At 40.2% G+C, this 26,762-nt stretch carries 27 protein-coding genes and 1 tRNA gene; 15 read left to right on the top strand and 13 right to left on the bottom strand.

The features are described 5' to 3' along the window. The 6 genes from H153_RS0100700 to H153_RS0100675 are packed head-to-tail and all read left to right on the top strand — an operon-like array spanning position 1 to position 4,077. Entirely contained in the window at positions 1 to 342 is a 342-nt protein-coding gene (locus H153_RS0100700; protein ID WP_022846210.1) for a histidine triad nucleotide-binding protein, read from the top strand. A 9-nt stretch (positions 343 to 351) separates the two neighbouring features. Further along, positions 352 to 969: a dTMP kinase gene (gene tmk, locus H153_RS0100695; protein WP_022846209.1), complete on the top strand. Its 618-nt coding sequence runs from the start codon at positions 352 to 354 to the stop codon at positions 967 to 969. Next, positions 959 to 1,777 (top strand): AAA family ATPase, encoded by an 819-nt coding sequence (locus H153_RS09785; RefSeq protein WP_022846208.1) that lies wholly within the window; start codon positions 959 to 961, stop codon positions 1,775 to 1,777. The genes tmk and H153_RS09785 overlap by 11 nt, the downstream gene beginning before the upstream one ends. 1 nt (position 1,778) lies before the next feature. Continuing rightward, a complete protein-coding gene (locus tag H153_RS0100685) occupies positions 1,779 to 2,354 on the top strand; it encodes a class II aldolase/adducin family protein (RefSeq protein WP_022846207.1) in 576 nt (191 codons plus the stop codon). 1 nt (position 2,355) lies between these two features. Further along, the gene (locus tag H153_RS0100680; protein WP_022846206.1) at positions 2,356 to 3,222 is read left to right on the top strand and encodes a prephenate dehydrogenase; all 867 of its coding nucleotides are present in this window, start codon (positions 2,356 to 2,358) and stop codon (positions 3,220 to 3,222) included. 42 nt (positions 3,223 to 3,264) lie between these two features. Then, complete coding sequence (locus tag H153_RS0100675) at positions 3,265 to 4,077, top strand: hypothetical protein (RefSeq protein WP_022846205.1); 813 nt, start codon at positions 3,265 to 3,267, stop codon at positions 4,075 to 4,077. 254 nt (positions 4,078 to 4,331) lie between these two features. Here the strand turns inward: H153_RS0100675 and H153_RS0100670 are convergent, their stop codons facing one another. Together H153_RS0100670 and H153_RS0100665 are read right to left on the bottom strand one after the other, a co-directional pair. Beyond that, positions 4,332 to 5,468, bottom strand: coding sequence for a HAMP domain-containing sensor histidine kinase (locus H153_RS0100670; RefSeq protein WP_022846204.1), 1,137 nt, complete (start codon positions 5,466 to 5,468; stop codon positions 4,332 to 4,334). Next, positions 5,458 to 6,765, bottom strand: coding sequence for a sigma-54 dependent transcriptional regulator (locus H153_RS0100665; RefSeq protein WP_022846203.1), 1,308 nt, complete (start codon positions 6,763 to 6,765; stop codon positions 5,458 to 5,460). Before H153_RS0100665 ends, H153_RS0100670 begins: the two co-directional genes overlap by 11 nt. A gap of 109 nt (positions 6,766 to 6,874) precedes the next feature. On the opposite strand from H153_RS0100665, the gene H153_RS0100660 reads away from it, so the two are divergent. Beyond that, the gene (locus H153_RS0100660; RefSeq protein ID WP_022846202.1) at positions 6,875 to 7,378 is read left to right on the top strand and encodes a BCAM0308 family protein; all 504 of its coding nucleotides are present in this window, start codon (positions 6,875 to 6,877) and stop codon (positions 7,376 to 7,378) included. A 38-nt stretch (positions 7,379 to 7,416) separates the two neighbouring features. Here H153_RS0100660 and atpE read toward each other — a convergent pair whose 3' ends face one another. The 8 genes from atpE to uvrB all read right to left on the bottom strand — a co-directional run bounded on the left by atpE (position 7,417) and on the right by uvrB (position 15,124). Then, the gene (gene atpE / locus H153_RS0100655; protein ID WP_155883427.1) at positions 7,417 to 7,674 is read right to left on the bottom strand and encodes an ATP synthase F0 subunit C; all 258 of its coding nucleotides are present in this window, start codon (positions 7,672 to 7,674) and stop codon (positions 7,417 to 7,419) included. Positions 7,675 to 7,770: 96 nt separating this feature from the next. After that, positions 7,771 to 8,433, bottom strand: a complete 663-nt coding sequence (gene atpB, locus H153_RS0100650) for a F0F1 ATP synthase subunit A (protein ID WP_022846200.1) — start codon at positions 8,431 to 8,433, stop codon at positions 7,771 to 7,773. Then, positions 8,394 to 8,804, bottom strand: coding sequence for an ATP synthase subunit I (locus tag H153_RS0100645; protein WP_155883369.1), 411 nt, complete (start codon positions 8,802 to 8,804; stop codon positions 8,394 to 8,396). The genes atpB and H153_RS0100645 overlap by 40 nt, the downstream gene beginning before the upstream one ends. Next, positions 8,782 to 9,030, bottom strand: coding sequence for an AtpZ/AtpI family protein (locus tag H153_RS08860; protein WP_022846198.1), 249 nt, complete (start codon positions 9,028 to 9,030; stop codon positions 8,782 to 8,784). Before H153_RS08860 ends, H153_RS0100645 begins: the two co-directional genes overlap by 23 nt. Before the next feature lies 1 nt (position 9,031). After that, positions 9,032 to 10,522, bottom strand: a complete 1,491-nt coding sequence (locus H153_RS09780) for a diguanylate cyclase (protein ID WP_022846197.1) — start codon at positions 10,520 to 10,522, stop codon at positions 9,032 to 9,034. Between the two features lie 62 nt (positions 10,523 to 10,584). After that, a complete protein-coding gene (locus H153_RS08850; RefSeq protein WP_022846196.1) occupies positions 10,585 to 12,513 on the bottom strand; it encodes a PBP1A family penicillin-binding protein in 1,929 nt (642 codons plus the stop codon). A gap of 13 nt (positions 12,514 to 12,526) precedes the next feature. Continuing rightward, entirely contained in the window at positions 12,527 to 13,048 is a 522-nt protein-coding gene (locus H153_RS0100625) for an adenine phosphoribosyltransferase (protein WP_027719912.1), read from the bottom strand. Between the two features lie 90 nt (positions 13,049 to 13,138). Then, positions 13,139 to 15,124, bottom strand: a complete 1,986-nt coding sequence (uvrB, locus tag H153_RS0100620) for an excinuclease ABC subunit UvrB (RefSeq protein WP_022846194.1) — start codon at positions 15,122 to 15,124, stop codon at positions 13,139 to 13,141. 47 nt (positions 15,125 to 15,171) lie between these two features. Here uvrB and H153_RS0100615 point away from each other — a divergent pair, with 47 nt between their 5' ends. Genes H153_RS0100615 through H153_RS08845 form a run of 3 tightly spaced genes read left to right on the top strand, consistent with a single transcriptional unit; the run spans position 15,172 to position 18,797 of the window. Next, positions 15,172 to 17,913 carry a CDC27 family protein gene (locus tag H153_RS0100615; protein ID WP_022846193.1) on the top strand — a complete coding sequence of 914 codons (2,742 nt, stop codon included), beginning with the start codon at positions 15,172 to 15,174 and terminating at the stop codon, positions 17,911 to 17,913. Beyond that, positions 17,897 to 18,475 carry a DUF507 family protein gene (locus H153_RS0100610; RefSeq protein ID WP_022846192.1) on the top strand — a complete coding sequence of 193 codons (579 nt, stop codon included), beginning with the start codon at positions 17,897 to 17,899 and terminating at the stop codon, positions 18,473 to 18,475. Before H153_RS0100615 ends, H153_RS0100610 begins: the two co-directional genes overlap by 17 nt. Next, positions 18,453 to 18,797, top strand: coding sequence for a hypothetical protein (locus tag H153_RS08845; RefSeq protein ID WP_022846191.1), 345 nt, complete (start codon positions 18,453 to 18,455; stop codon positions 18,795 to 18,797). Before H153_RS0100610 ends, H153_RS08845 begins: the two co-directional genes overlap by 23 nt. Here H153_RS08845 and H153_RS0100600 read toward each other — a convergent pair. Both H153_RS0100600 and truD read right to left on the bottom strand, forming a co-directional pair. Further along, positions 18,758 to 19,432, bottom strand: coding sequence for a glutamine amidotransferase (locus tag H153_RS0100600; RefSeq protein ID WP_022846190.1), 675 nt, complete (start codon positions 19,430 to 19,432; stop codon positions 18,758 to 18,760). The genes H153_RS08845 and H153_RS0100600 overlap by 40 nt on opposite strands. Before the next feature lie 34 nt (positions 19,433 to 19,466). Further along, entirely contained in the window at positions 19,467 to 20,549 is a 1,083-nt protein-coding gene (gene truD, locus H153_RS0100595) for a tRNA pseudouridine(13) synthase TruD (protein WP_022846189.1), read from the bottom strand. A 77-nt stretch (positions 20,550 to 20,626) separates the two neighbouring features. Between truD and H153_RS08840 the strand changes: the two genes are divergently transcribed. The 3 genes from H153_RS08840 (at position 20,627) to gyrB (ending at position 24,461) form a co-directional block, all read left to right on the top strand. Next, positions 20,627 to 21,850, top strand: coding sequence for a divalent metal cation transporter (locus H153_RS08840; protein ID WP_022846188.1), 1,224 nt, complete (start codon positions 20,627 to 20,629; stop codon positions 21,848 to 21,850). 24 nt (positions 21,851 to 21,874) lie between these two features. Next, positions 21,875 to 21,951: transfer RNA gene (locus H153_RS0100585), tRNA-Thr, on the top strand. A 98-nt stretch (positions 21,952 to 22,049) separates the two neighbouring features. Then, positions 22,050 to 24,461, top strand: coding sequence for a DNA topoisomerase (ATP-hydrolyzing) subunit B (gene gyrB / locus H153_RS0100580; RefSeq protein WP_022846187.1), 2,412 nt, complete (start codon positions 22,050 to 22,052; stop codon positions 24,459 to 24,461). A 14-nt stretch (positions 24,462 to 24,475) separates the two neighbouring features. Here the strand turns inward: gyrB and H153_RS0100575 are convergent, their stop codons facing one another. After that, entirely contained in the window at positions 24,476 to 24,769 is a 294-nt protein-coding gene (locus H153_RS0100575) for a hypothetical protein (RefSeq protein WP_022846186.1), read from the bottom strand. A gap of 235 nt (positions 24,770 to 25,004) precedes the next feature. Between H153_RS0100575 and H153_RS0100570 the strand changes: the two genes are divergently transcribed. Together H153_RS0100570 and H153_RS0100565 are read left to right on the top strand one after the other, a co-directional pair. Next, positions 25,005 to 25,430, top strand: coding sequence for a Fur family transcriptional regulator (locus tag H153_RS0100570; RefSeq protein WP_022846185.1), 426 nt, complete (start codon positions 25,005 to 25,007; stop codon positions 25,428 to 25,430). A 93-nt stretch (positions 25,431 to 25,523) separates the two neighbouring features. After that, a complete protein-coding gene (locus H153_RS0100565; RefSeq protein WP_022846184.1) occupies positions 25,524 to 26,720 on the top strand; it encodes an HD domain-containing protein in 1,197 nt (398 codons plus the stop codon). Positions 26,721 to 26,762 lie beyond the last annotated feature (42 nt).

The raw sequence follows: 26,762 nt of genomic DNA, 5'->3' as shown, positions 1-26,762 counted from the left end.
ATGTGCATATTCTGTAAGATTGTAAACAGGGAAATTCCTGCAAAAATCGTCTATGAAGATGAAAAAGTTATGGCCTTTCACGATATAAATCCTCAAGCACCGGTCCACATTCTAATTATCCCAAAAGAACACATACCAACCGTCAACGACCTTGAAGAAAACCACAGGGAACTGATAGGTCATATCTTTTTAGTAGCCAGGAAAATTGCAAAAGAGATGGGATTTGACGAAAAAGGTTACAGGATACTTGTAAACTGCAACCGCGACGGCGGACAGGAAATTTATCACATTCACTTCCATCTTTTTGCCGGAAAGCCACTTGGTCCAATGATATGCAAATAGGCGGTAAAAATGTTCATAACGTTTGAAGGAATAGAAGGTTCTGGAAAAAGCACTCAGGCGAAACTCTTGCACGAGTGGTTCCTCGATGCTGGATACGAAGTTGTGTTAACAAGAGAGCCAGGTGGGACACCGGCAGCTGAAGAGTTGAGAGAATTTATTCTCTCTGAAAGAGAAGAAAACTTTCCTGAAATGGCAGAGTTAATGCTTTATATGGCTGCCCGTTCATTCCACGTTCAAAACCTGATAAAACCAGCCCTTGCATCCGGCGCAATAGTTATATCTGACAGATTTTCGGACGCAACGCTGGCATATCAGGGATACGGTAGGGAACTCCCTATAGAGGAAATAGAACACCTAAACCAGCTTGCGACTGGAGGCCTTTCTCCTGATATCACTTTCCTGATAGATATTCCTGTAGAAATTGGATTCTCAAGAATCAAAGGAAGAAAACAGGACAGAATAGAAAAAGAAAATTTTGAATTTCATGAAAAAGTACGGAAAGGCTATTTAGAAATAGCTAAACGCTATCCAGAAAGAATAGTTATTATAGACGGAAGGAAAAGAACTGTAGAAATTTTTAGCGAAATTCATCAGATCATTGAGAGAAGACTCAAAAATGGGATTTAACACGATTGTCGGACATACAAGTCAACTCCACACAATTGAAGAATTAATTGAGAAAGATACATTTCCATCATCGGTTCTTTTCTCAGGACCAAAAGGCATAGGGAAAAAGCTTATTGCAGTTGAAACGGCAAAGATTCTAACCGGAAATCCATTTGAGGTGAAAATCGTAGGTGAAGAGAAACCGCCAACAATAGACGAGATAAGAGACTCTTCCTCATGGCTTTTTAAAAAGCCTCAGTACTCGTCAAAAAAAGTCTTGATTATAGATAACGCCGAAACTATGCGAACAGAAGCTGCAAACGCCCTTCTGAAAACGTTAGAAGAACCTCCTTCTTATGCAACAATAATTTTAATAACCTCAAACGAGAACCATTTACTTCCAACAATCCGATCAAGGTGCAAGATATTCCACTTCGGGAAGCTGACCGAACAGCAGGTAAAAACAGTGCTTGAAAGTTTAGGTGTTCAGTACGATGAAAGAGTAATTAAATTATGCGGAAACAGTGCCGGCAGGGCCATAGCACTTGCAAACAGCAAAGTGCCTGAACTGATAGCTGAACTTATTAAACTTTTAAAAGAGCGAAAACTCAGCGAGAACATAACCAGTTTCTCTTCCAATTTTTCATCCATGTCAAGAGAAGAAACAGAACTGTTCATTGACTCGTTAGAACTGCTTTTATCCGAAAAGAAGATATTCCTGAAATGGTTTGAACCATTAGAAAAAGGAAGAACATTTTTAAAATTCTACGGCAGACCAAGGAACGTCATCGAGTGGATTCTCATAAATGTTGTAGAAAACGGAGGTTAACGTGGAAATCGAGATAAAAAAACTGAAGGAAGAGATTATAAAAATTGGAAAATTGATTTTTGAAATGGGACTAACAGACAGTCACGGTGGCAACATAAGTGCAAGATACAACGAATACATACTGATAAAAAAATCGGGGAAAATGCTTGGATGCCTTACGGAAGATGATATTGTTGTTACAACTACGGAACCAAACGAAGAACTCGATAGAGAAGCATCAATAGAGTTGAAAGTTCACAGAAACATTTATAAGCAGCTGCCTGATGTAAAAGCTATCGTTCACGCCCACTCTCCATACACAGTAGCAGTTTCCCTAACAACAGATGAAATCGTCCCTCTTGATTCAGAAGTAAAATTTTTACTGGGAACTGTTCCTGTCCTATCTGCAAAAACCGTGATAAGTTCTAATGAAGTGGCTGAAAAGTTACCAGAACTTCTAAAAAAGTGTAAAATTGCGATTGTAAAATCACACGGACCTTTTTCAACCGGCAGAACAGTTGAAGAGGCGTTTAAATACCTCTCTGCCGTGGAGAACTCCTGCAAGATAATATCTATAGTTAGGTCAATGGAGAGATAGTATGTGGGACTTTAAACATATATCCATCATAGGACTGGGACTCATCGGCGGTTCTTTCGCCCTTAACCTCAAAAAGCACGGTTTCCCGGGAAAGGTAACAGCTGTTGACCTTAATCCTGAAGCCATTGAAAAAGGAAAAAAACTCAACGTAATAGACGATGGAGACATAAGCGGAAACATTTTGAGTGAAGCAGACCTTATAGCTATTGCAACACCTGTTGGTGTTTACAAGAGTGTCCTCAAAACGATAAAAGAGAAAATCGATCCGAAAAAAGATATTATTGTAACTGACCTTGGAAGTGTAAAAGGAAAGCTGGTCTACATGTGCGAAAAAGAACTAAAAGACGCTGCACGATTTGTAGGTGGACATCCAATAGCGGGAACAGAAAAATCGGGCGTTGAAAACAGCGTCGAAGATCTGTTCAAAGGTGCAAAGTTTATCCTAACACCGACAGAAAACACAGATCCGGAAGCGAAAGAAAAGATTAAAAGATTATGGCACAATTTAGGCTCAATGGTCATTGAGATGGATCCTTTCTACCACGATAAAATATTTGCATCTGTCAGCCATCTTCCCCACGTTGTTGCATACTCTATAGTTGATGCGATAGACACCCTCTCAAAGCAGTTAAACGAAGACCTGTTTGTGTTTACCGGCGGTGGATTCAGAGACTTCACAAGAATCGCAATGAGCGACCCAATAATGTGGCGTGATATATGCATGGAAAACAGAGAAAACGTTTTAGAAGCCATAAAAACATTCAAAAAATCTCTAACTAGGGTTGAAAAACTTATAGAAGAAAACGATAGAGAAAGCCTGAAAGCCTTTTTTGAAACGGCAAGGAAGAAGAGAAATAGAATATCTTAAAGAACTTGAAGCAACTGTAAAGGAATTAAGAAGAAGTGGAAGATGAGAAAAGTGATAGTTTTTTTAATTGTTTTCATGCTATTTTCCTTACCTGCTTCTGCAAAAGAGGTAAGGACCTCTATCAATCTCGGAGCTGGTGCTTTTATGCCTTCGGACGGGGACAGCTACCCGGCAGCAGTTCTTGGCTGGAGACTTGAAGGTTTTGATAAAGATGACGTCTTCGGCATTCTCATTGAGCCTACCGGAGTGTTCAGAGGGGAACACAGGAGCGGCGGCTGTGTGAGACTCGGGACATACTTTCTGCTTTCAGGTAGATATGAAGAGAGATTTTTGGCCTTCGGATATGGTTTCGGGGGAATCGGTTTTGAGTATAAGAACAAGCCTTTTTACTTTACGGATACTTCAGGTGTTGAAACGACAAGAATAGCTGACTGGGGAGAGGTGGACGGAATTTCTCAATACTTTGAGATTAGGGCAGACTGGGACAAAACTTTTTCTATTTCGGCCGTTTACTTCCCTTCATGGAAAGAGATTTCAGGTGGAAAGCAGAAAGTGAAATTTCTTGACCCCTACATTCAGAGCTTCCTTGGAGATACCGATACGACAACATCTATTGAAACGAAGTTTGAAGCGCTAATGCTCAATGCAAGATACAGAAAGTATAACAGGAAAAGAAAAACCTTCTGGGAAATTCAGGCATTCTACATAACCGGACGGTGGAGCGGCGGAGAGGTTGAACTTGTTGACGTTCAATCTTCCCTTTCGTCGGGAGTTCCTCAATATGTGAAAATTAGAGTTGAACCTGTGAGGATTGAGTGCTTTGGAGCGGGCGTTAATCTGGGAATTTATTTTTAGCCGTTTTTTCGTCGGGAGCATTTTCAAGGAAGTGCGCAATTCTTGAGCACAGCCTGTCGTATTCAACGTTTATGTGCAGCTTGTGGTTGCAACAGCTACCTGAAAACATAAACACTTATACACAAACACAGCTGTTGCTTTTGGGACTCTCCTTGGATTGCATCCCTTTCGGCAAGTTTATCAGGCTTAAAAACAGAGGAAACACCATTGGAAATATTTAGAACACTATAACATCTCCCGGAATTTCAAACACCTCACGCTTCCAAAGGAAGTTCAATCTCCATAACCGTCCAGCCATCATTAACGAAAGCTTTCAGGTCACCACCGTGAGCTCTAACTATTCTTCGTGAACTGTAAAGACCAAGACCAAATCCGCCACTCTTTGTCGTTTTAAACGGTTTAAAAAGCTCTTCAGGAAGAGAACCACCACTATCCCTGACATAAATCTTCAAAATACCATCAGTTTTTTCAGCGTTAATCTCAACAACTCTTTTTCCATTTTGCTCAGAAACCGCTTCAATGGCATTTTTTATAAGATTTCTGAGAACAATGAGAAACTTCTCACAATCAACAAAAATCGGCACATCTTCAACATCGACTCTAATATCTATCCCCTTCGCCTTTGCAATATCTGAAAACTCGGAAACCACATCAAGAATTAACCTTTCAAGTGAAATCTTTTCCTTCTTCAATGTAATAGGCTTATTAATCTTTGAAGCCTCCTCCATAAAAAGGGCAAGCCTTCTAACCTCTTTCTGCATAAGCTCTGCATACTCTGAAGGCGACTCTTTATTAATCCTGTAAGCAAGCATATTTAAACGGCTAAGAGCATTTTTAACTTCATGGAGTATAGATGATATGGCTATTGATACACTTTTGAGTCTCTCCTTCTCGTGCTTCTCCCTGTCAAAGGAAAGCCTCTGGTAAAAGTAAAGCCTCAGCGAGAAAGCTATGCCGGCCAGAAGTAGAATATTTATAACAAGACCGGCAAGAAACTGAAAGAGTATATGCCTGTTAATCTCCTTTCTGTAAGAAGTGTCAAAGAATAGATGAAGTCTGAAAGGTGGTGCCTCGAGCACTTTCTCTTCAAGAGCACCGTTAAAATTTGAACCGGGAACAACTATCTCTCTTCCCTCAAACTCAACCTTAACACCTTTCAAAAGTTTAGAATGTTCCACGTACGAAGAGAGTCCCTCAATAGGATCGCCGCCACCACCAACCGTACTTTCTACAAGCGATTCAATCCTGTCTGCCTCGTTGGTTATAGCCATTTGAAAGAAAGAGTTCCACTCAACCCTGAGGCGGTAAAAGTTATAACTGAAAAAAACCATCATAACCACCGTAAGCAGTAAAGGAGCAATGAGATAAAGCTTTTCTCTTTTATATTCCATACTTCTTCCGCTTGTATCTTAAAGATTTCTCATCTATTCCAAGCATCTTTGCAGCTTTCGTCTGAACAAAATTCGCTTCCTCAAGGGCATTTATCAGAATAGCTTTCTCTATGTCTTCAATATACTCAGGAAGTTTCTTTCCAGGTGGAAGAAAACATGAAAATGTAGATTTCTCCGTTTTTATACCCAAATGTTCCGGTCTCACCTCAGCATCTGCAACCAGAACCGCCCTGTGTAACAGATTCTCAAGTTCCCTAACATTACCGGGAAAATCGTAACTTAAAAGAACATCAAGAGCTTCAGGGGAAAGTGAAATTTTCTTGTCATATCTTCTGGAAAATCTATCAATAAAGTAACCTACAAGCTCAAGGATATCTTCCTTTCTCTCACGTAAAGGCGGTACCTCTATGCGAAGAACATTTAACCTGTAAAAGAGATCCTCCCGAAATTTCCCCTCTTTAACAAGCTCTTCAAGCTTCCTATTTGTTGCAGCAACAACTTTTACATCAACCTTTTTCGCTTCTAAACCACCAACCCGCCTAACCTCTCTTTCCTGAAGAAACCTTAAAAGCTTCGCCTGAAGAGCAAGAGGCAAATCGCCTATTTCATCAAGAAAAAGTGTTCCTCCATCAGCTTCCTCTATAAGTCCAGGCTTTGACTTTGTAGCACCGGAAAAGGCCCCCTTCTCATACCCGAAAAGCTCACTTTCAAAAAGATTCTCAGGAATAGAAGTACAGTTAACAGGTACAAATCTGCCTTTCCTGCCGCTCTCCTCATGTATGTACCTTGCCACAACCTCTTTTCCTGTTCCACTTTCACCGGTTATAAGAACAGGTGCATCAGCCTTCGCAAAAAGGGAAGCGGTCGAAAGGACTTTTTCCATAACAGGTGATGCAAAGACAATACCTTCCCTTCTGAGCGGTGCTTTTTTTAGACGGGAAAGTTCACAACATTTTTTAACCAGATTCACCAGAACATCTACATCATAAGGCTTTGTTAAATAGTGAAAAGCACCCAGTTTTATGGCTTTAACCGCATCGTCAACATTTGAAAACGCAGTTATTATGATAACTTCAACATCTTTAATTCTTTTCACAGACTTCAAAAATTCTATACCAGACTTTCCGGGAAGCCTGACATCTGTTACAACAACATCCATGTCTTCGTCTTTAACAATTCCTTCTGCCCTTTCCGCGGAAGTAGCAGAGAAAACGTTAAAACCGTTATCCTTTAAAACATCGACAAGTAACTCTCTTTGAAGCTTATCATCTTCAACGACAAGAACATTACACGCCATAGATAACCCCTTTTTATCTAATTTACCCTAATGAAAAGAAAAGGCAAGAAAGTGCAATGGAAAAGCTGTCGCCCTATATTTAAAATAAAAGGGGAAAAGGAGGTAACTTATGGGCCACAGCTACATTCCGGCAACAAGAAAAGAGTACACATGGGAAAGCGAAAATCCTTACTACGAAGGACAGAAGTATCCCGAACCGACAGTGTGTCCTGAATGTGGTGTTATCTTCAAAGATGGAAGGTGGCAGTGGAAAAAGGACTTAAAAGAGAAACTACCACAAGATGTAAACAAATCATTATGCCCCGCATGCAGGAGGAAAAGAGATCGCTATCCCGGTGGAATAGTAATTCTCAAAGGGAATTTTCTGAAAGAGCATAAGGAAGAAATCTTAAATAGAATCAGAAATATTGTTGAGGATGTTTCCGCACTCAGGCCACTCCAGAGAATACTCTGGATGGACGAAAAAAACGACGGAACAATGGAAATAGCAACTACCAGTGAACATCTTGCAAGACATATAGGAGAAGCAATCAACAGCGCTTTTAAGGGAAATTTTGAGGTTAAGTACAACGAGAACGAGAAGTTTGCAAGGATTGTGTGGGAGAGAGACTGAATCTATGGGAAAGGCGGGCCTTCCTGCCCGCCCCAATATTAAAACACGAAGAGAAGAATGAGTGCAATAACGAGCGCATAAATAGCAAGAGCTTCAATAAGAGCAAGACCGATAAACATGTTTGTTGTAAGTCTTCCAGCTGCGCCAGGGTTTCTTGCAATAGCCTCCTGAGTCCCTTGAAGACCAAGACCCTGACCAATACCAGCACCGGCCGCACCTACACCGATAGCAAGGCCAGCACCGATTGCTGCCGCGGCTTTAATTGAAGCAGCTGATGCACCACCTTCTCCAGCCATAGCAGGAACAACACCTGCAAGCAGAAGGAAAAGTGCATAGATAAGGCTTTCCTTCTTAATTTTCATGTCCTACCTCCATAACCTCTTAGTGTTCTATTAGTGCTCTTCCTCTTCGGAGTGTATTGCAAGAGAAAGGTAAACAACTGTCAGCATGCAGAATATGTAAGCCTGAAGGAAACTGTTCCCAAAAACAATAGCAAGACCGAAAACAGGCACAAGTAAAGGTACCATTTTGAGAAGAACCCACACAATCATCTCATCGCCGAACATGTTACCGAAAAGACGCAGAGAGAGAGAAAGAATCCTTGATATGTGAGAAATTACTTCAATAGGAAACATTAAAGGTGCAAGAGCCTTTATAGGCCCTGCAAAATGCTTCAAATAATTAAACAATCCATGTTCTCTAACTGCTACAATGTTGTAGGCAAAAAATGAGATAAGAGCAAGGGCAACCGTAGTATTAAGATTTGAAGTGGGCTGATGAGCTCCCGGAATAAGGCCAACCAGGTTTGTAAAAAGAATAAAGAAAGCAAATCCACCAACAAGCGGCAGGAACGCCAATCCTCTCTCTTCATCAATAGCATCGGAAAGGACACCGGCTATAAAGCTTATAAAAGCTTCAAAGAGGTACTGAATCTTTCCGGGATACTTCTTCAAGTTCTTAGCAACCAAGTAAGAGATAATGATAACAAAAGCCATGGTAATCCATGTCCAGTAAACTACCGGCCATGTGATGAGTTGTGCTCCTCCATGCTCCATCCGCTCCTCTCCTTTAATAGAGTAGTTATTACTATTGTGAAGGCTAAATTAGCCCACACAGCACCGCTAATTATAGCAAAGATAAACTCAGGTGCAACCCTAATGCCAAAATAAAGAAGTGGAAAAACAATAAAATATCTAAAAAACATCCCGCCATAGGTAATGGTCTTTTTAATAGATCTTTTCTTGACCACAGAAGACGAAAAACGGGCAAGGATTAAAAAATCGAGCATTATCACAGAAAAGCCGTATATGAAAGAAAATGCATTGGCAAATTTCCAACCCCTCCATATCAGAAAAAATAGTAAGCCAACTAAACCCACAATGGATAATCTTAAGAATAATCTTTCAAACATCTTTTCTATTATCATACCTGTCATATCCTTCTCTAACGGCAAGATAGATATTCTTAAACCCTGCAGCAAGGCCAATAAGAAGCCAGATTACTGTCATCCAGGGAGATGTTTTAAGCCACTTATCAAGATAATAACCAATAAAAAAACCAATGGCCACGGCAAACACGAAACTTAAACCCACCGTTGAGAGAGAGGCGTCTTTTATATCCTGCTGCGTTATTCTGAACTTTTCTTTCTTCATACTACTCCTCTTCTATCTCCACTCTATCCTTACCATTTTCTTTTGCCCTGTAAAGAGCTACATCTGCCCTGTGGAAAAGAGCATCCATGTTGTCACCTTCTCTATAACCCGCCACACCGGCACTAAAAGTAATCTTCACTTTTTTACCTATCTCAGGTATATAAACATTCTTAAATCTCTCTTTTATCCTGTTAACCACCCGCACTGCTGTTTTCACATCAGTCTCCGGCAGGATGAGCCCAAATTCTTCTCCTCCAATCCTTGCAAATGTGTCAAGACTTCGAACAGAAGAAGATACCGCCTTAGCAAAACTTTTAAGGACAAGATCACCGGCAACGTGACCGTAAGTATCGTTTATCTTTTTAAAATCGTCAAGATCAAAAATTACAAAAGAGAGAGGCCTTTTCATTCTCTTAGCCCTCTCTATCTCTTCTTCAAACTTCTTGGAAAAATAGAGTCTATTGTATATACCGGTAAGAGGATCTGTGGAAAGATTCACAGAAAGTTGCTCTGCTATTTTTTGGATATTTCTTGTCAAATTGCCAAGTTCATCCTTTCGCAAACAGAATTTATCAAGTTTTTCAAGGGCACCAAAATCACCTTCAGACAGCCTTTTTAAAGCGCCGGTTATATTTCCAAAAGTCTCTTTAATAGCCCTATTAATACTTGTAGAAACAAATAAAAAAGCTCCTGCATAACAGATAACAAGAATAATCATCACAAAAATAAATGTTTTATTCATTTTTTGAAAAATTCTGATGATAAGCATGTCTTCAAAAAACTTAAAATTACCAATAATCGTTCCGTCAATATCTTTCATGGGAAACGTGAAAATCAAATTACCGCTACCTGTTCCATTCAATCTACCAACATCTATCTCTACCTTCGAAGATAAAATCTGACTATAGGTCTTTAAAGAATTTTTGCCTATCCTGTGAGCAAAATAGATAAATCCTTGTGAAGCCACTTTCCCATTGTTCCAGCACAGAGGCAGAATTCCCACATGGTATATTTTTCCATCCCATTTATGAAAAAATGTTACAGGATGAGCAATCTTCCCTACTTTAAAATTTTTATCAATAAAAGACATTATCTTGGACACTTCTCCATCAGAAAAAATGCGATTTTTTAAATATATAGGAACACCCTTCAAATTATAAACTCCATAGGAGTCAAACTGTGACGTAACCATTTCATCATCATCCATCATTTCTTTTATCCAGTCAACATTCTTTTCTCTAACACTCTGAACCATCTCGTCCCACATGCCGAAGCTGTTAAGCATATTGCCTATTTTTTCCTCACATAAATGCAAAAGTGAAGGAAAAGCTCTTTTTATTCTACAGGACTCTTTTTTTCTAATTTCCGTTTCCATTTTTTTAATCACAAAAAAATCCGATACTCCAGATAAAAGTATCGAAAAAGCTATGAGAACAAGAATCATAAGGAGGGTCTTACCTATAAAAGAACGCTTAATGTTTTTATAATACAACCTACCCTCTAAATAGGTTCAAAAAATTTTACAAAATTATCAAATCAAAAGTAAGCCAACAGTTAGTTTAATGTCGATAAAATTCCAAAATCTTCAACACTAAGAGTGTTGCCTTTCACATACATGTCAATCTCTGTCTTAATCGGAAGAGAAGGTAACGGATAATAATTTCTGACAACTTCTTCGTAGGAAGGCAAAAATTTTCCACAGCCGTAAACAGAGCAAAGCCTTTTTGCAATTTCAGCCCAGGGCGGTGATGAAAGTCTTCCCCCGTCTGCACCTTTCCACAGTGTCTTATAGCTGTCCCTGCCGAACCATACACTCATAACGAAAGAGGTTGTAAACCCTGTAAAATAGGCATCCCGCCAGCCATTTGTTGTTCCAGTTTTTCCAGCAACATCAAACTCATTTGCAAGGTAGGATATGCGTCTTGCTGTTCCTTTTCTGACAACATCCTGAAGAATAGTTCTTAAAATGGCAATGTCCTTTCTGTCAGCAACTTTCTTAAATGAAGGACCACCTCTATAGATAAGCTGATTGTGTTTATCAAGAATTTCTTTTATAACAAACGGTCTGTAAAGAACACCGCCGTTTTCAATCGCCGAGAAAGCTCTCAAAATTCTATAAAGGTTTGCAGGGAAACTTCCCAAAACGTAAGAAAGGTTGAAATCACCCTTTGTAAATTCAAACTTTCTAAAATTCTGTCTCACTTTAGAAGGAATTTTCATCGCAAGATGAATGGTTGCAAGGTTAACAGAATAGGTGAGACCATTTTTAACCTCCATGTAATCGGTATAGTGGTGGGAGTAGTTTTCCGGACGCCAATACTTATCTTCTTCATGTTCACTATTTTCTTTCCCGGCATACTCCATAGGTAATTCAACAGGTGTATTCTCAACATAGTCGTATGGTGAAATCCCTTTTTCAAAAGCTGAAAGGTAGGTTATCGGCTTTGCCGTTGAACCGATAGGCCTTAAAATCTGGAAAGCTCTGTTTAGTTTCGTTTCCTTATAATCAGTTCCACCAACAACAAAGAGGACCTCACCAAGTCTTGTCATTGCCATTCCAGCGCACTGTAAATCGCTAAGATTGTGCTCCTTTGAATACTTTTCCGCATAAGAAGAAAGAACCTTCTGGGCAAAGTTTTGAATATCTTCATCTATAGTAGTTCTTATCGTCAAACCGCCCGTATAAAGCTCCTCGGCAGGAAGAATTTTTTTCGCCATGAACCTGACAAAATCAAGCTCATACCCGGCAGTTCTTGGTCTTTCAGGTTTGGGTAAAACTCCAAGAGGCTGGTTTATAGCATTGAGGTAGATAGTCTTAGTTATGTAACCGTTTTTGTACATCTGTTTTAAAACCCAGTTTCTACGCCTTAAAGCTCTTTCCGGATGTTTGAAAGGATTGTAGTATTCAGGTCCCCTTATAAGCCCCGCTATCAGCGCACATTCCGTTAGAGAGAGATCTTTTAAATCTTTTCCAAAAAGAACCCTTGCGGCAGCCTTTACACCGTAGGCTCCACTTCCAAGGTAAACGTAGTTAAGGTATAGCTCTAAGATTTCATTCTTTGAAAGATTATTCTCAAGCTCTTTTGCAATTCCTATCTCTCTCAGTTTTCTTGAGAATGTCCTTTGAGGTGAAAGAAATATAAGCTTCGCAAGTTGCTGTGTAATGGTGCTTCCACCCTGAACAATCCTGCCGGAAGTTATGTCTCTAACCGCTGCTCTAAGCAAACCTACAGGATCTATACCCTTATGTTCATAAAACCTTGCGTCCTCGGCTGATATAACCGCCCAGATAAGGTTTTGAGGAATTTCATCAAAAGAGGCATAGAGTCTAAAATGCTTTTTGTAAAAGTAACCTATAACGTTACCGTGTCTGTCAAGCACGGTAGTTGCAAAATCTGGAAGAAGCTTCTCCTTGTAGGCAGGAGAAGCCCAGCTGTTTGAAAATATCAACAAAAGAGAAAAGAGGAAAGCAACAAACCTCAACACGCCTCCTAAATTAAAACTTGATGAGAGAGAATACAGGATAGCCTCTATCCTGTATCCTTTTCCTTCCGCCAAGGAACGTAAGCTCAAGTAAAAAGTCAATACTTACAATATTTCCACCAAGTTTTTCAATCAGGTCTATGGCAGCACCCATAGTACCACCTGTCGCAAGAACATCGTCTATAAGGATTACCTTCATCCCTTTCTGAATGGCGTCTTCGTGAACCTCTATCTTGTCTTCACCGTACTCAAGTGTATAGGTTGCACTTATCGTCTTGTACGGAAGCTTTCCAGGTTTTCTAATTATTGCAAGTCCTGCACCTATTTTGTAAGCAAGCGCAGAAGCTAAGATAAAACCTCTTGACTCTATACCTGCAACAATATCAACACCGGCACCTACATATCTATTGCCTATGAAATCTATTACCTTTTGAAGTGCCCAGGGCTTGTGAAGAAGTGGTGTGATGTCCTTAAATATAATGCCCGGCTTTGGAAAGTCAGGTATGTCTCTTATGAGGGAACGAAGCTCCTCTATTTCTTTCTGAACGTTAAGATCTGTTTGAACCTCTGCCATCTCTGCCTCCATCTGTTTTGTAATGAGGGATAATTATACTAACTCCGCAAGTTAAGCAGGAACTATCAGCTTTCTCAACTCTTTTATCCTGTCCCTTATCTTTGCAGCCTTTTCAAACTCCCAGTTCCTGGCCGCTTCTTTCATCTCCTTTTCAAGCCTCGCTATCTCTTCAAAAAGCTCCTCTTCCGTCTTTGGAAGTTCTTCCTCTTTAACCTTTATCGTAAAGAACGGTGCAATGCCTGCATCCTCAAGAATGCTTGAATCTATCTCTCTTCTGACAGTCGTAGGCTCTATACCGTGCTTTTTGTTGTAAGCCTTCTGTATCTCACGACGCCTGTTTGTCTCATCTATCGCCTTTTTCATTGAGTCGGTTATCCTGTCTGCGTAAAGGATAACCTTGCCGTTAACGTTCCTCGCTGCCCTACCCATCGTCTGGATGAGAGAAGTTGTCGAACGTAAAAATCCCTCTTTATCGGCATCAAGAATTGCAACAAGAGAAACTTCTGGAAGGTCAAGTCCTTCCCTCAACAGGTTAACACCAACCAAAACATCAAACTCACCAAGCCTTAAAGCCCTTATAATTTCAACCCTTTCAACCGAATCTATCTCTGAATGGAGATATTTCGCCCTTACGCCTCTATCAAGCAAGTAATCGGTAAGCTCTTCGGCCGTTCTCTTTGTTAACGTTGTAACGAGCACCCTCTCGTTTCTCTTAACCCTCTCTCTAATTTCAGAAAGGAGATCTTCCATCTGCCCTTCTGTCTTTCTCACCTCAACTTCTGGATCAAGGAGTCCTGTCGGTCTTACAATCTGTTCAACAATCTGCTCTGAAACCTCCATTTCAAAAGGCCTGGGTGTTGCAGAAACAAAAATCACCTGATTGAGCCTTTCCAAAAACTCCTCAAAATTCAAAGGCCTGTTGTCGTAGGCGGAAGGAAGACGGAAACCGTGCTCAACAAGGTTAAACTTCCTCGCCCTATCACCTCGCCACATCGCCTTTATCTGGGGGATTGTAACGTGGGACTCATCTATCACCACTAAAAAATCGTCGGGAAAGTAATCGAGAAGCGTAAATGGGGGTTCACCTGGTTTTCTGCCGTCAAGGTGCCGTGAGTAGTTCTCAATACCCTTACAGTGACCTATCTCAAGAAGCAGTTCTATGTCATAACGGGTCCTCTGTTCTATCCTTTTAGCCTCAACAATTTTATCCTGTTCAAGGAAAAACCTTATCCTCTCTTCAAGCTCTACTTCAATAGATCTTACAGCCCTGATCAGTTGCTCATGAGGTGTAACGTAGTGAGAAGCCGGATAGACGGTGTAAGTGTCAAAACTCCTTATAACTCTCCTGTCAAAGTAGTCCTGCTCCGTTATTGAATCCACTTCATCGCCAAAAAGCTCAACCCTTATAAATCTGTCCTCAACATCGGCAGGGAAAATGTCTATAACATCGCCCCTTACCTTGAAAATGCCGGGACGCATGTCAAATTCACTTCTCTCGTAACCTAAATTAACCAACTTTCTGATGACATCATCCCTATTAATCTCTTCACCAACACCAAACCTTAAAGCCAATTGAGAATAGAAAGAGGGGGAACCGAGACCGTAGATGCAGGAAACAGACGAGACAACAATAACATCACGCCTTGTAAGGAGAGAAACGGTTGCAGAGTGCCTCATCCTGTCAATAACAGGATTTATGGAACAATCCTTCTCTATATATAGATCTCTGTTCGGCAGGTAGGCTTCAGGCTGATAGTAGTCGTAATAGCTTATGAAGTACTCAACGGCATTGTCGGGAAAAAAGTTTTTAAGCTCATGGTAAAGCTGAGCAGCTAACGTTTTGTTGTGAGAAATTACAAGTGTTGGCTTTTGAACCTTCTCTATAACGTTTGCAATGGTAAAGGTCTTTCCGCTACCCGTTATCCCAAGCAGCGTCTGATACTTTAATCCCCTATTTAAACCTTCAGTTAACTTTTCTATAGCTTTTGGCTGGTCTCCTGCCGGTTTAAACTGTGATTTAACCTTAAACTTTTCCATGGTAGAGTATAATTTATACCGATGAACACAGACATGGAGACAAAGAGATGAAAAAAATCCTCATAGCCTCTCTACTTTTAGCAGTAACCGCCAATGCAGCAGATATAAATTTCGGTCTGAAACTATACAAAGACGGTATGTACGACTTAGCAGACCAGACATTTTCCCAGGTACTGACATCACCGCCTAAAACCATAAAACCATATCTCATTCCGATGGCAGAAACATTTTTAAAAACAAAAGATATAAACTCCCTGAAAAAACTTCTCAAAATATGGAAAGAGAGATACCCCACATACAAAAAGGGATACTACTTAGGTCTATCAACATTTGTAAACATCAGTGAAGGAAAAAAATTGAAGGATGTTTTCAATGAAACTTCATTCCTGTCACTTCCCGTAAAAGAGAAAATAGACTTTCTGAAAGTTCTCTCAAAAGCTCCCCTTTCAACGGATGAAAAGTTCTATATCCTCACATTGGGAAGAAAAAGGATAGACGTTAAAGGTGCATTATCAGACAGTGGATTTCTTGAAACATTTGCAGAAGAAGCAATAAGAAACAAAAAACAGGAAATAACCGACTACATATTTGCAAACTACGGCGACTGGTTAAAAGGAAAAACGTTTGAACTTCCGTACATAAGGTATCTTGAAAGACAGAAAAGATACGACGACGCACTTATAAGGCTCAAAAAACTCTATAAAAAAGAGAAAAATTCAGAAATCCTATTTGAAATGGCAAAGGTTTATTACCTCAAAGGCAACTATAAAACAGCCCTTAAACTTGCCAGAAACCTGAAAACAAAAGAAGCTAAGTTTTTAAGAGCGTGGGCATACTTTAAGTCAGGGAAGAAGAGAGAAGCATTTAAAGAATTGGATATGAACATTCAAAAACCCTCAATGCCTGAAAGTCTCAAAGCAGCAGTAAACTTCATAGAGGGAAAAATAAATCCTGAAGAAATTAAAAAATTCTATCCGGAATACTACTATCGGGCACTCCTTTTCACATTCGCACCATCGGCAGACGAAAATGTAAAAGGGATAAACAACCACGACGCAGGCATGTTTTTCTTTGAGAGAGGGGATTTCGACAAAGCGTTCAGCCACCTTAAGCAGGCACTAACCTCAAGGAAAAGCATCTATTTAACACCAAGAACGCTCTATCTGTTAGGTAAAATAGCCGTAATAAACAAAGACATGGGAAACATGCTCTACTCAGAAATAGCAAACAATTTTCAGAACACATCCTACTACCGTGCATCCATAATTCCTTACGCAAAATCCTTGATACTAAAGGGAAACTTTGATGCAGCTGCAAAGCTTCTTGAATACGGAATAGAGCAATTCAAGATAGAAAGCACAGAAGCAAGGAAACTTTTAGGCAAAGCCTATTATTACGAAGGTAACTACAAAAAAGCCACCATAACGTTAAAGCCTATAATAAGCAAAGATGACGAAGCTTTTCACTTTTTTATCCTTTCAGAATTTTACGGCGGGAAAAAACGAACTGCATTTGAATACTTAAAGGCGAAATTAAACAACAGCAGGCTCTTTCCAGAAATAAACTATGGAAGACTCTGCTACTTAGCTGCAGGCTTAAAGAAAACATCCTACCTGAAAAAAGTGCCACCACCGGAAGAACCACTAACAGCAGCTATGTTAGCCGTTTTAACAGGCAACAAAAACCTTATGAAAAAACTGATATACAAAACAACAGGAATGGCAAGAGAGGCGATCCTTTACAAACTTGCAACGATGGAAAAAAGCCCAAGCAGACGGTTTTACTACCTTTCACTTCTTAAAGCCGTCGCTGAAAATCCTGAAACGGCCAACTTTGCAGAGAAGATGGAAGAGTACGACGCTTACCGATCCGGACAGTTTGACAGTCTTCTCCTAAATAATCCTGAATTCATAGCCTACAACCCTGAAAACGACATATCGGACATAAACTCAATCGTTGAAAAGGCAAATGACTACTATGAAGCAAAAGGTATCCTGAAAGCTTACGGACTTTACAAACTGGCGGCTGAAAGAACGACAGACCCTGAAATAAGAACATCCGTAGCAACTAAAATGGTCGAAATAGACATGAAGCTTAAAAACTACAAAAGAGCGGTAAGGGACATAAACCTCATTCCGGACAAGGGGCAGAAAGAGAAAGACATAAAGAACTACCTCCTGACTGAAGTTTACTACAAAGAAGGAAGACTCCTTGATGCACTCAACGCTGGAAAGGCTGTTGCAAACATTGAAAACATTCCAGAAGAAGACAGGGTGAAATTCGCTGCCACCCTTGCATCTTTATACAAACTTGCAGGAAACGAAGAAAAGGCAATGGAACTTCTAAACTACATAGTAAAATCGGGACACCTCTCAGAAATTGATTATGATGACCTTGTCAACCTTGCACTGTTCCTCGACAAAAAAGGGAAGAAAAAAGAGGCTATTGAACTGTTGAAAGAGGCAAACAAAAAGGCAAAGAAAAAGGAACAGAAGGCAGAATCCCTTTTCTGGCTTGCATCTGTGGAGGAGGAAACGGGAAACCGTGAAAAGGCGCTGATGGACTACCTTAAAATATATTACGAAGTCGGCGTAGAACCCTGGACTTCAACAGCCCTTTACAGGGCAGCTTCCATACTTGAAGACAGGGGAAGCTACCAGCAGGCTTTGAAGTTGTTAAAGAAAGTGGTTAAAATTAAAGGGCAATCACCGGAAGGGATAAAAGCCCTTGAAAAGATTAAGGAAATTGAGAAAAAGATGAAAGGAGGCGTTAATGCAGAAGGGCGGTAAGTTCGTGCAACTCCTTGTAAACGAGATAACGAAAAACCTTGTTGGAAAGGACTACATAATCGTTGACGACAAGAACTATTTTAAAAATAAAGTCCTTGAAATCATCATCAATGAATACAAGGTTGAGAAAGAGTTAGAAGAAGAGGCGGAAAGAATCCTGCAGGAAAATTCGGACGAGATCATGTACAGAGGTATCCCGTTTTTCAAGGCACGCAAGCTCATAAAAGAGAAACTGGCAAAGGAAAGAGGTATTCCCGCAGCAGGTAGCATATTCAGCAGAGAAAAGGCAAACTACCTTGCAGGAAAAATCCTCAAATTTATTTTAACTGACGATGAAATAGACTACACACAGGAAAGGGGCATCATCAGACAGGAAATAGTAAAAGCATTTAACACGATAGCTCAGCTCAAAAAAGAAGTTGATCAGGCTGCAAAACACAAGATAGAGTCCATGTCAAAGCCGATACCTGAAGGCACACCGGAGTGGTTTGCCCTATACAGAAAATTCTACGAAGAAGAACTTATATCAAGAGGTCTCCTTGATACAGAAGAAACTGAGTAAGCTTTTAATCATTGGGTGGGTGGTTTTCCTGCCCTTTTATTTTTACAGCTATTTCTTTGGCGAAAACTCCTTAAAAACGCTTGGTGAACTGCAGGAAAACTATCAGAAACTGCAGGAGGAAAAAAACTACTGGAACACAAAAGTTGAAATTTTAAGCGAAAGGATAAAAGCCATAGAGAAAAATCGCAAATTCTACTACGAAAAGTTAGCAAGAGAAATGCTCGTAAAAGGGAAGGAAGGCGAAGAAACCTTCCTCTTTGTAACAAAAAAACACCCGAAAATTCAAATCTTGAATAAAAACTCAACAAAGACGGAAGAATAGACTTTAAGCATTTCCCACTTCTTATCGTCATTGCCAAGTATCTGTTCAGGCGTTAAACCTTCTGAAACAACCTCTTCCCTGTATGCGCCAATCCACTTTTCTATATCTTCCTTCGTAACCTCTATGTGGTACTGAAGGCCAACAGCTCTATTTAATCTGAAAGCCTGATTTGGATAGAGAGGCGTTGAAGCAAGCTTTGTTGCCCCTTCAGGCAGGTCAAACGTGTCGCCGTGCCACTCAAAAACTTCCATCTTGTGCCTGTACAAAAATTCGAACTCATTCTGAGGATAGAGTTCGTACCACCCTATCTCTTTTCCCATCTCACCTTTGTAAACTCTGGCACCTAAAACGTGTGCTATTATCTGGGCGCCAAGGCATATTCCAACAACCCTTTTGTTTTTCTTTATAGCCTCCTCAACCAGCTTAAACTCACTGTTAAGGAAAGGATACTTATCAGCCTCATAAACCCCCATAGGACCGCCTAATATTGTTATAAACTCATAATCGTCAACCGAATCCACCGTCTCGCCGCGAAAAGCATCAATAGTTTCAACCTTTACCCCTTTTCTCTCAAAAAGCGGCGCAAGTGTTCCGGGTCCTTCAATCTCTATGTTCTTAACAAAAAGTGCCTTCATGCCCAACCTCCATTTAAAGATAACGATTAATATTCTAACCTATTTTTTTCTTCCTCACGGCATCAAAAAGAAACCTTACAACATTTGTAGCGTAGTGACCTGAAGGAAGCGTAAACCTGAGAACAACACCTTCTGAAATCTGCTGCAGTTTAAAACCTTTCACAGGCACAACCGTCTCTCTCTCAAAACGGTGAAAAAAGTCAGAAAACTCTTTTAGCCGTTCCAGTTCCAGACCAATATCTTCCAGAAAAGGAACATACAAAGTCCAATCTTCAGGATGAAAAACAGGAATTTTCTCCGGAAGTTCTATATTCTCAAGAGGAAAAACCATTTCGCCAACTTTATACTTAAAAACAACCTTCTCCCCTGTTTTTTCATTAATAAGAAACCGAAGATACTTATTGAAAAGATAACTCTGAAAGACGTTAAACTGAAATTCAATCTCTTTTCGCGGGACAAAGGAAAGGGCTTTTTTAAAATCATTACACCTATCAAGAAAAAGGGCAACCTCCCTCCGCCAACCTGAAAAAAGCCGTGCAGCCTCCTTAAACCTTTTAGCAACGAAAGCCCTCTTTGCCTTTCGGCTTCTTGAACTCTCCCAGCCAGCCGGTGTAAAAAGATAAAGAAGCGCACCTTCAAAATCATCAGAGGCAAGGTATGAAACAAAAAACTGACCACCACGAACAGGCGTAAACCGCTGCTCACCGTAGTAACCGGGAATCCCAAGCGTCTCTAAAACGTCGATCCTTTCAGGATAGCGAAGCGGCTCTCTAACGACAATTTCAAAACTGTTTCCCTCAACGGCGGCAGGTGTAATCCCTTTGCCTGAAAATCCTTTGAACTTTACCTTCAAATTCTTTTCTTTAACTTCTTTCAGCTTAAACCTTTCCGGCACAGAGATAAACTGAACGGTAACAGCATTTTTATCCTTTAATCCTCCGTAGCCTATAAGCTTAACAGGAACATTTGAAACTTTAGCAATCCTTTTAACAGCCTCTTCCGTCTCTAATCTCCTTTTCCAGAGAGAATAGATACGATAACCCTTTCCTTTCAGAAATCCCTTTTTAAGAATCTCCCTGACCTTAAAATCTTCAGGCCTTGTTTTAATCTTTGCCAATTCTGCCTCCAGAATATACCTTTCATCGACAAAAAATGGAACAATATTAAACATAAGGAAAAGTCGGCAGGTGAATAATGGAAAACTACCAGAAAGTAAAAAAACGAATAAAAAATTTCGGACCTGGCATAATAACGGGAGGAGCAGACAACGACCCAGCCGGAATAGTAACCTACACGATGATAGGTGCTACCACCGGACTTCATCAGCTCTGGCTTATGGTTCTTTCAACGCCTATGATGATAGCCGTTCAGGATTCCGTCGCAAGGATAGCAATAGTAACAGAAAAGAGTCTTTCCGAAGTCTTAAAAACTTTTTACACGAAGAAAACGGCAACAATTGTCATATCGCTACTGCTCATAGCAAACCTTTTCACAATAGCCGCTGATATGGAAGCGGTTGCACAGATATTTGAAATCGTAACAGGAATTCATGCAATATACTGGTTAATACCTATAAACCTTCTGATAGGATACCTTGTAATTTTCAAAACCTACAGAACAATCAAAAAGATCCTGGTTTTCCTGACAGCCATACTTTCCGTTTACATATTTTCTGCGATAAAGTGCAAACCTGATATTGGAACTCTCATAATTAATACTTTTATTCCTCACATAAAACTGTCGGCAACCTTTTTTATGGCCGCTTTAGGACTCCTCGGCACAACAATATCACCTTACATGATGTTCTGGCAGGCAACGGAAGAAAAGATAGAACACAAAACGGTCATTCAGATAGAAGATGCAACGTTTGACACAGTTGCTGGAATGGTCTATTCAAACTTAGTTGCTTACTTTATCATTGTTGCTGCCGCTTACACGCTGTTTAAATACCGCATTCCCGTTTCGACGATAAAAGAAGCCGCAATAGCCATAAAACCTGTTGCAGGCAATTTCTCGTTTGCACTTTTCTCAATTGGAATAACCGCCGCCGGTTTCCTTGCAATACCTGTTCTTGCAGGCTCTTCAGCATACGCAATAGCAGACCTTTTCGGATGGCGGGAAGGATTCGAAGAGAAGATAAGCGGTGCAAAGGGATTTTACATCGTCTTTTTGGGCTCCCTGCTCCTGGGAGACATTATTAACCTTTCCCCAATGTCAGCGGTTGATGCCCTCTATTACAGCCAGATATTAGACGGAATTCTTCTGCCCTTTTTAGTTGCCGTCATAGCAATTGTAGCGAACAACAAAAAAATAATGGGAAACTTCACAAACACATTTTTCAATAATATATTTTGTTTAATAACATTTATCGTGGCGCTTGTTTGCACTTTCATAATGCTGTGGCAGCTAATTGTTTGATATAATAGCCGCTGCCCGACAAGTGCCGGCGTAGCTCAGATGGCCAGAGCGGGGCACTCGTAATGCCCAGGTCAAGGGTTCGAATCCCTTCGCCGGCACCATTTCTCTCTCCTTCCTTTTTCCAAAGTGGTATAATAAATCGTTCAAAATAAAGGTGTTTTGCCACTTTAGTACCGCTTTACCGTCCCAGGAGGATTAAATGCCAGAAAACAAAAAATACGACGCATCAGCGATTAAAGTTCTTGAAGGTCTTGAAGCTGTCAGGAAACGACCAGGAATGTACATCGGGGACACGGGAAGTTACGGACTTCATCACCTCGTATTTGAAGTTGTTGACAACAGCGTTGACGAAGCTTTAGCCGGTTACTGTACAGAGATAGAAGTAACAATTCACGAAGATAATTCTATAACGGTTGCTGACAACGGAAGGGGAATCCCCGTTGACATACATCCAGAATATGGAAAGCCTGCCGCGGAAATAGTTCTTACTGTCCTTCACGCAGGCGGAAAGTTTGAGAAAGAGGCATACCAGTATTCAGGAGGCCTTCACGGAGTAGGTGTATCGGTAGTCAACGCACTTTCAGAGTGGCTGATAGTTGAAATTCACAGAGACGGGAAAGTTTACAAACAAACATATGAAAAAGGGAAACCGGTAACTGCATTCACGTGCATCGGTGAAACACACAAAAGAGGAACAATAGTAACTTTTAAACCAGACCCTGAAATCTTTGAAGTAACAGAATTCAGCTGGGACATACTGGCCAACAGACTTAGAGAACTCGCATTTTTAAATAAAGGATTGAAAATAACGCTCATAGACGAAAGGGAAGAACCCGCTAAAAAAGAGGTCTTTTACTACGAAGGGGGTATCGTTGAATTTGTCAAAAAGATAAACGAAAAGAAAGGCCCCCTTTTCCCTGATCCTATTTACATGGAAGGTGCAAAGAACGATGTTATCGTAGAGGTTGCCCTCCAGTACAACTCCACATACTCTGAACAGATTTTCAGCTTTGTAAACAACATCAACACAAGAGAAGGCGGTACGCACGTAGCAGGATTTAGAAGCGCTCTAACAAGGGCTGTAACCAAGTTTATTGATGAAAACAACCTGATACCAAAAAACGCGAAAGTTTCAATAACGGGAGACGATGTAAGAGAAGGACTTGTAGCTGTTATCTCCGTTAAAGTTCCAAATCCCCAGTTTGAAGGACAGACAAAGGCAAAACTTGGAAACTCCGAAGTTAAGCCGATTGTAACATCCGTCGTTTACGAAAAACTTACGGCATTCTTAAATGAAAGACCCGACATTGGAAGGAAGATAGCAGAAAAGGTAATAACCGCAGCAAGGGCAAGGGAAGCAGCAAAAAGGGCAAGGGAAATGACCAGGAGAAAGAGTGCCCTTGAAGAATTTTCCCTGCCTGGAAAGCTTGCAGACTGTTCAGAGAGAGATCCAGAAAAAACGGAACTGTACCTTGTTGAGGGTGACTCTGCCGGTGGAAGTGCAAAACAGGGAAGAGACAGAAGATTTCAGGCTATTTTACCGTTAAAAGGTAAAATCATAAACGTTGAAAAGGCAAGAATAGAAAAGGTTCTCTCAAACGATGAAATTAAGACAATAATAACAGCACTGGGAACAGGTGTCGGAAGCCACTTTGACATATCAAAGCTCCGCTACCACAAAATCATAATAATGACAGACGCCGATGTTGACGGTGCCCATATCAGAACGCTGCTTTTAACATTCTTCTTCCGCCAGTTTCCTGAAATTGTGGAAAAAGGATATCTCTACATCGCACAACCTCCCCTTTACAGGATAAAAAAAGGCAAGAAAGAGATGTACATCAAATCAGATGCAGAATTTGAAAAAGTCGTTGCTGACTTTGCCCTTGACACTTTAACGCTACTTGACGGTAAAGGAAAGGGAATAGAGAAGGAAGAAGGCCTGAAAATTGTCGAAGAGATAAGAAAACTCAACGAAATCATTTCTATCCTTTCGAGAAAAAGAAACAGAGAAATTGTAAACGCACTTTTAAGAGCACAGGCAGATTATAAAGATCTATACAACAGAGAAAAAACAGAAAAACTCGTAGAAAAAATTAGAGAAAACCTGCCCGAATCAATGAAAGAGAGTGAGATAAGGATAAAAGAAAACAAAGATTCCTGCTGTTTCTTCATCGAGATAGACATCCCCTTTGACAACTACCTTACAAAAACCGTTATCGTTGACGAAAAACTCCTAATTTCTGACCTGTTTAAACGGGCAAAAGGACTTAAGGCACGAATAAGAGAATATCTTGGCCAGCCGCCGTACAGATTGAAGAAGAAAAATGAAACACTTGAGTTTGAGACGATAGACGAACTCTACGACTGTATCCTGAAAATCGGAAAGGAAGGCATATACATCCAGCGCTACAAAGGACTTGGCGAAATGAATCCTGATCAGCTGTGGGAAACAACAATGAATCCTGAAAACAGAACGCTGCTCAAAGTATCAGTAGAAGACGCTGTGAATGCCGACGAAATATTCACCATCCTTATGGGTGACAAGGTTGAACCAAGAAGAGAATTCATTCAGAAATTTGCCAGAGAGGTTAGAAACCTCGACATCTAAAGTGAGCGCTATGCTCACTTTTTCTTTTTCTTTCTATTACTGAACAATCTTAAAACAGAAAAGACAGCATTAAATGTTTCAACAAAAGAATTAACCGTATCCCTTAAAGACTCTACCGTCTCTTTAACAACATCAACAGTACCCTTAACAGTATCAGCCACTTCTGAAACTTCAGGTTCTGTCCTTTCAAGGAATTCACTTAAATTTTTGAGAAAAGAATAAACACCAAGTGCCATAACAACGATTGAAATAGTGATAACGACCATACATACTGCTATAATAACTAAAGAAACAGACTCAGCACTCATAACACCTCTCCCTTACGCATCTTGTCAATATTGTACCACTTATTATATTTATAATGTGGAAAACTACTTGCAAATGGTTATGATTAGTCACAACTTACGAATGGTTAATGTTACATATTAGCAACAAGTATTGACTTACAGAATTAAAAGTTATATTATTTATCAGGTCTGGCAGGCCGCAACTTGCTGTTGTTGTAATTTTAGTATAAACCTCTTTAGATAAAAGGAGCATCCAATGAAAAATATAGAAACCATGGTTGAAAATTTCAAGAAAATCGCCCGCTCGAAAGGTATGAAAATTACACCCCAGAGGGTGGCAATTTACAGAGAGCTCATAAGCAGACACGACCATCCGTCAGCAGAAGATATCTACGATGCCCTTAAAGGGAAATTCGCAGGAATATCCCTCGCTACAGTGTATAGGACACTAACAAGCCTTGAAAATGCAGGTCTTGCAGTGAAAGTTGCAACTGTTAACGGCGTTGCAAGATTCGATGGAAAGATAACGCCCCACAGCCACTTTATCTGTAAAATGTGTGGAAGAGTGGTGGATATAGACTGTGATGTAAATGTAGAAATGGAAAAACTCAAAAAATACAATTTCAGCGTTGAAAAGTGCGAAGTAATCTACTACGGTGTCTGCGATAAATGTCAGAACTAAGTGGTGCGGTGCTACCGCACCACTTTTAAATTTAACCCACCCCTCCTCTTCATTTGATAGAATTACCTCAGGAAATTTTCTCAAGGTGAAAAAATGAAATACAAGCTCTTTATGGATCCTGTTTACGATGAATTTGTAATGATAGAAAAAGGGGGAACAGGAGAAAAAATCATAAACTCTCCTCTCATGCAACGCTTAAGATACATAAGACAACTTGGTCCCTGCTACTTTGTCTATCCCGGTGCGGAACATACCCGTTTTCAACATTCATTAGGCGTTTACTGGCTCGTAACAAAAGCTTTTGGCTTTTTAGAAAAGAAAGGCTACTCTGTTGATGAAAGTTTAAAATTCAACATAAAAATCGCAGCTCTAACTCACGACCTTGGCCACTCTCCCTACTCCCACGCCCTTGAGAAAAAAATAATCCCTTACAGTCACGAAGAACTAACATTAAAAGCACTTGAAATGCTCGAATCAGAAGGTGCCGTAGAAAGTTTAACCGTTAAAAATGTAAAAAAGATAATAAAAAAGGAGTTCGCGATTCCTTTTGGACACCAGCTTATCTCAAGCCAACTTGATTGTGACAGACTTGACTACTTAAGGAGGGACGCCTTCCATACAGGCGTAAGCTTTGGAAAGGTTGACGTTAACAGGATACTTGCATCTATTGAGATTGAAGATAACAACCTCGTCTGGAATTACAAAGGATTTAACGCCCTTGAATCGTACGTTATGTCAAGGTACCAGATGTACTGGACTGTCTATTTTCACCCTGTAAACATCTCGGCTCAGGTTCTTCTACAAAAAATGCTAAAAAGGCTCAGGCACTTGCTGTCAAACGGTACAACAGTTGAAATGGATTCTCTGCTTAAAGAAACAATAAAGACAAAAAGTGTTGAAAAGTTCTTCATGTTAACTGACGCTTCTGTAATCTCTTCCGTGTATCAATTTACTTTATCAAAAGATCCTGTGCTTGAAGACTTAAGCCGAAGATTTGTAAAGCGATACTTCTTTAGAGCCATAGAGATAGAAAGTCCTCAGATCGTACTTGAAGCAAGAGAAAAACTGATAAAAGAAGGCTTTGACCCTGAATACTATATGGATGTAATAGAACCTTCAAAGGTCGCTTACTCTTACTATTCACCGGAAAAACTTGACGCGATACTTGTAAAGATGAACGGTAAAATAGAAGAAGTTTCAAACATAGCACCAACAGATGCTCTTAAAGCACTATCCCGCCGTGTCAAAAAAGCTCTGCTTTTCATCCCTCCTGAAGTAAAAATTTTCTAAATCAAAAATAAAAAGGGGGGCTTTAAAGCCCCCCTTTAAATA

The organism is Desulfurobacterium sp. TC5-1 (assembly GCF_000421485.1).
In the GTDB taxonomy this organism is placed as follows: Bacteria; Aquificota; Aquificia; order Desulfurobacteriales; family Desulfurobacteriaceae; genus Desulfurobacterium_A.
The sequence above is the reverse complement of the archived record's forward strand: the minus strand, read 5'-3'. Positions and strand labels throughout refer to the sequence as shown.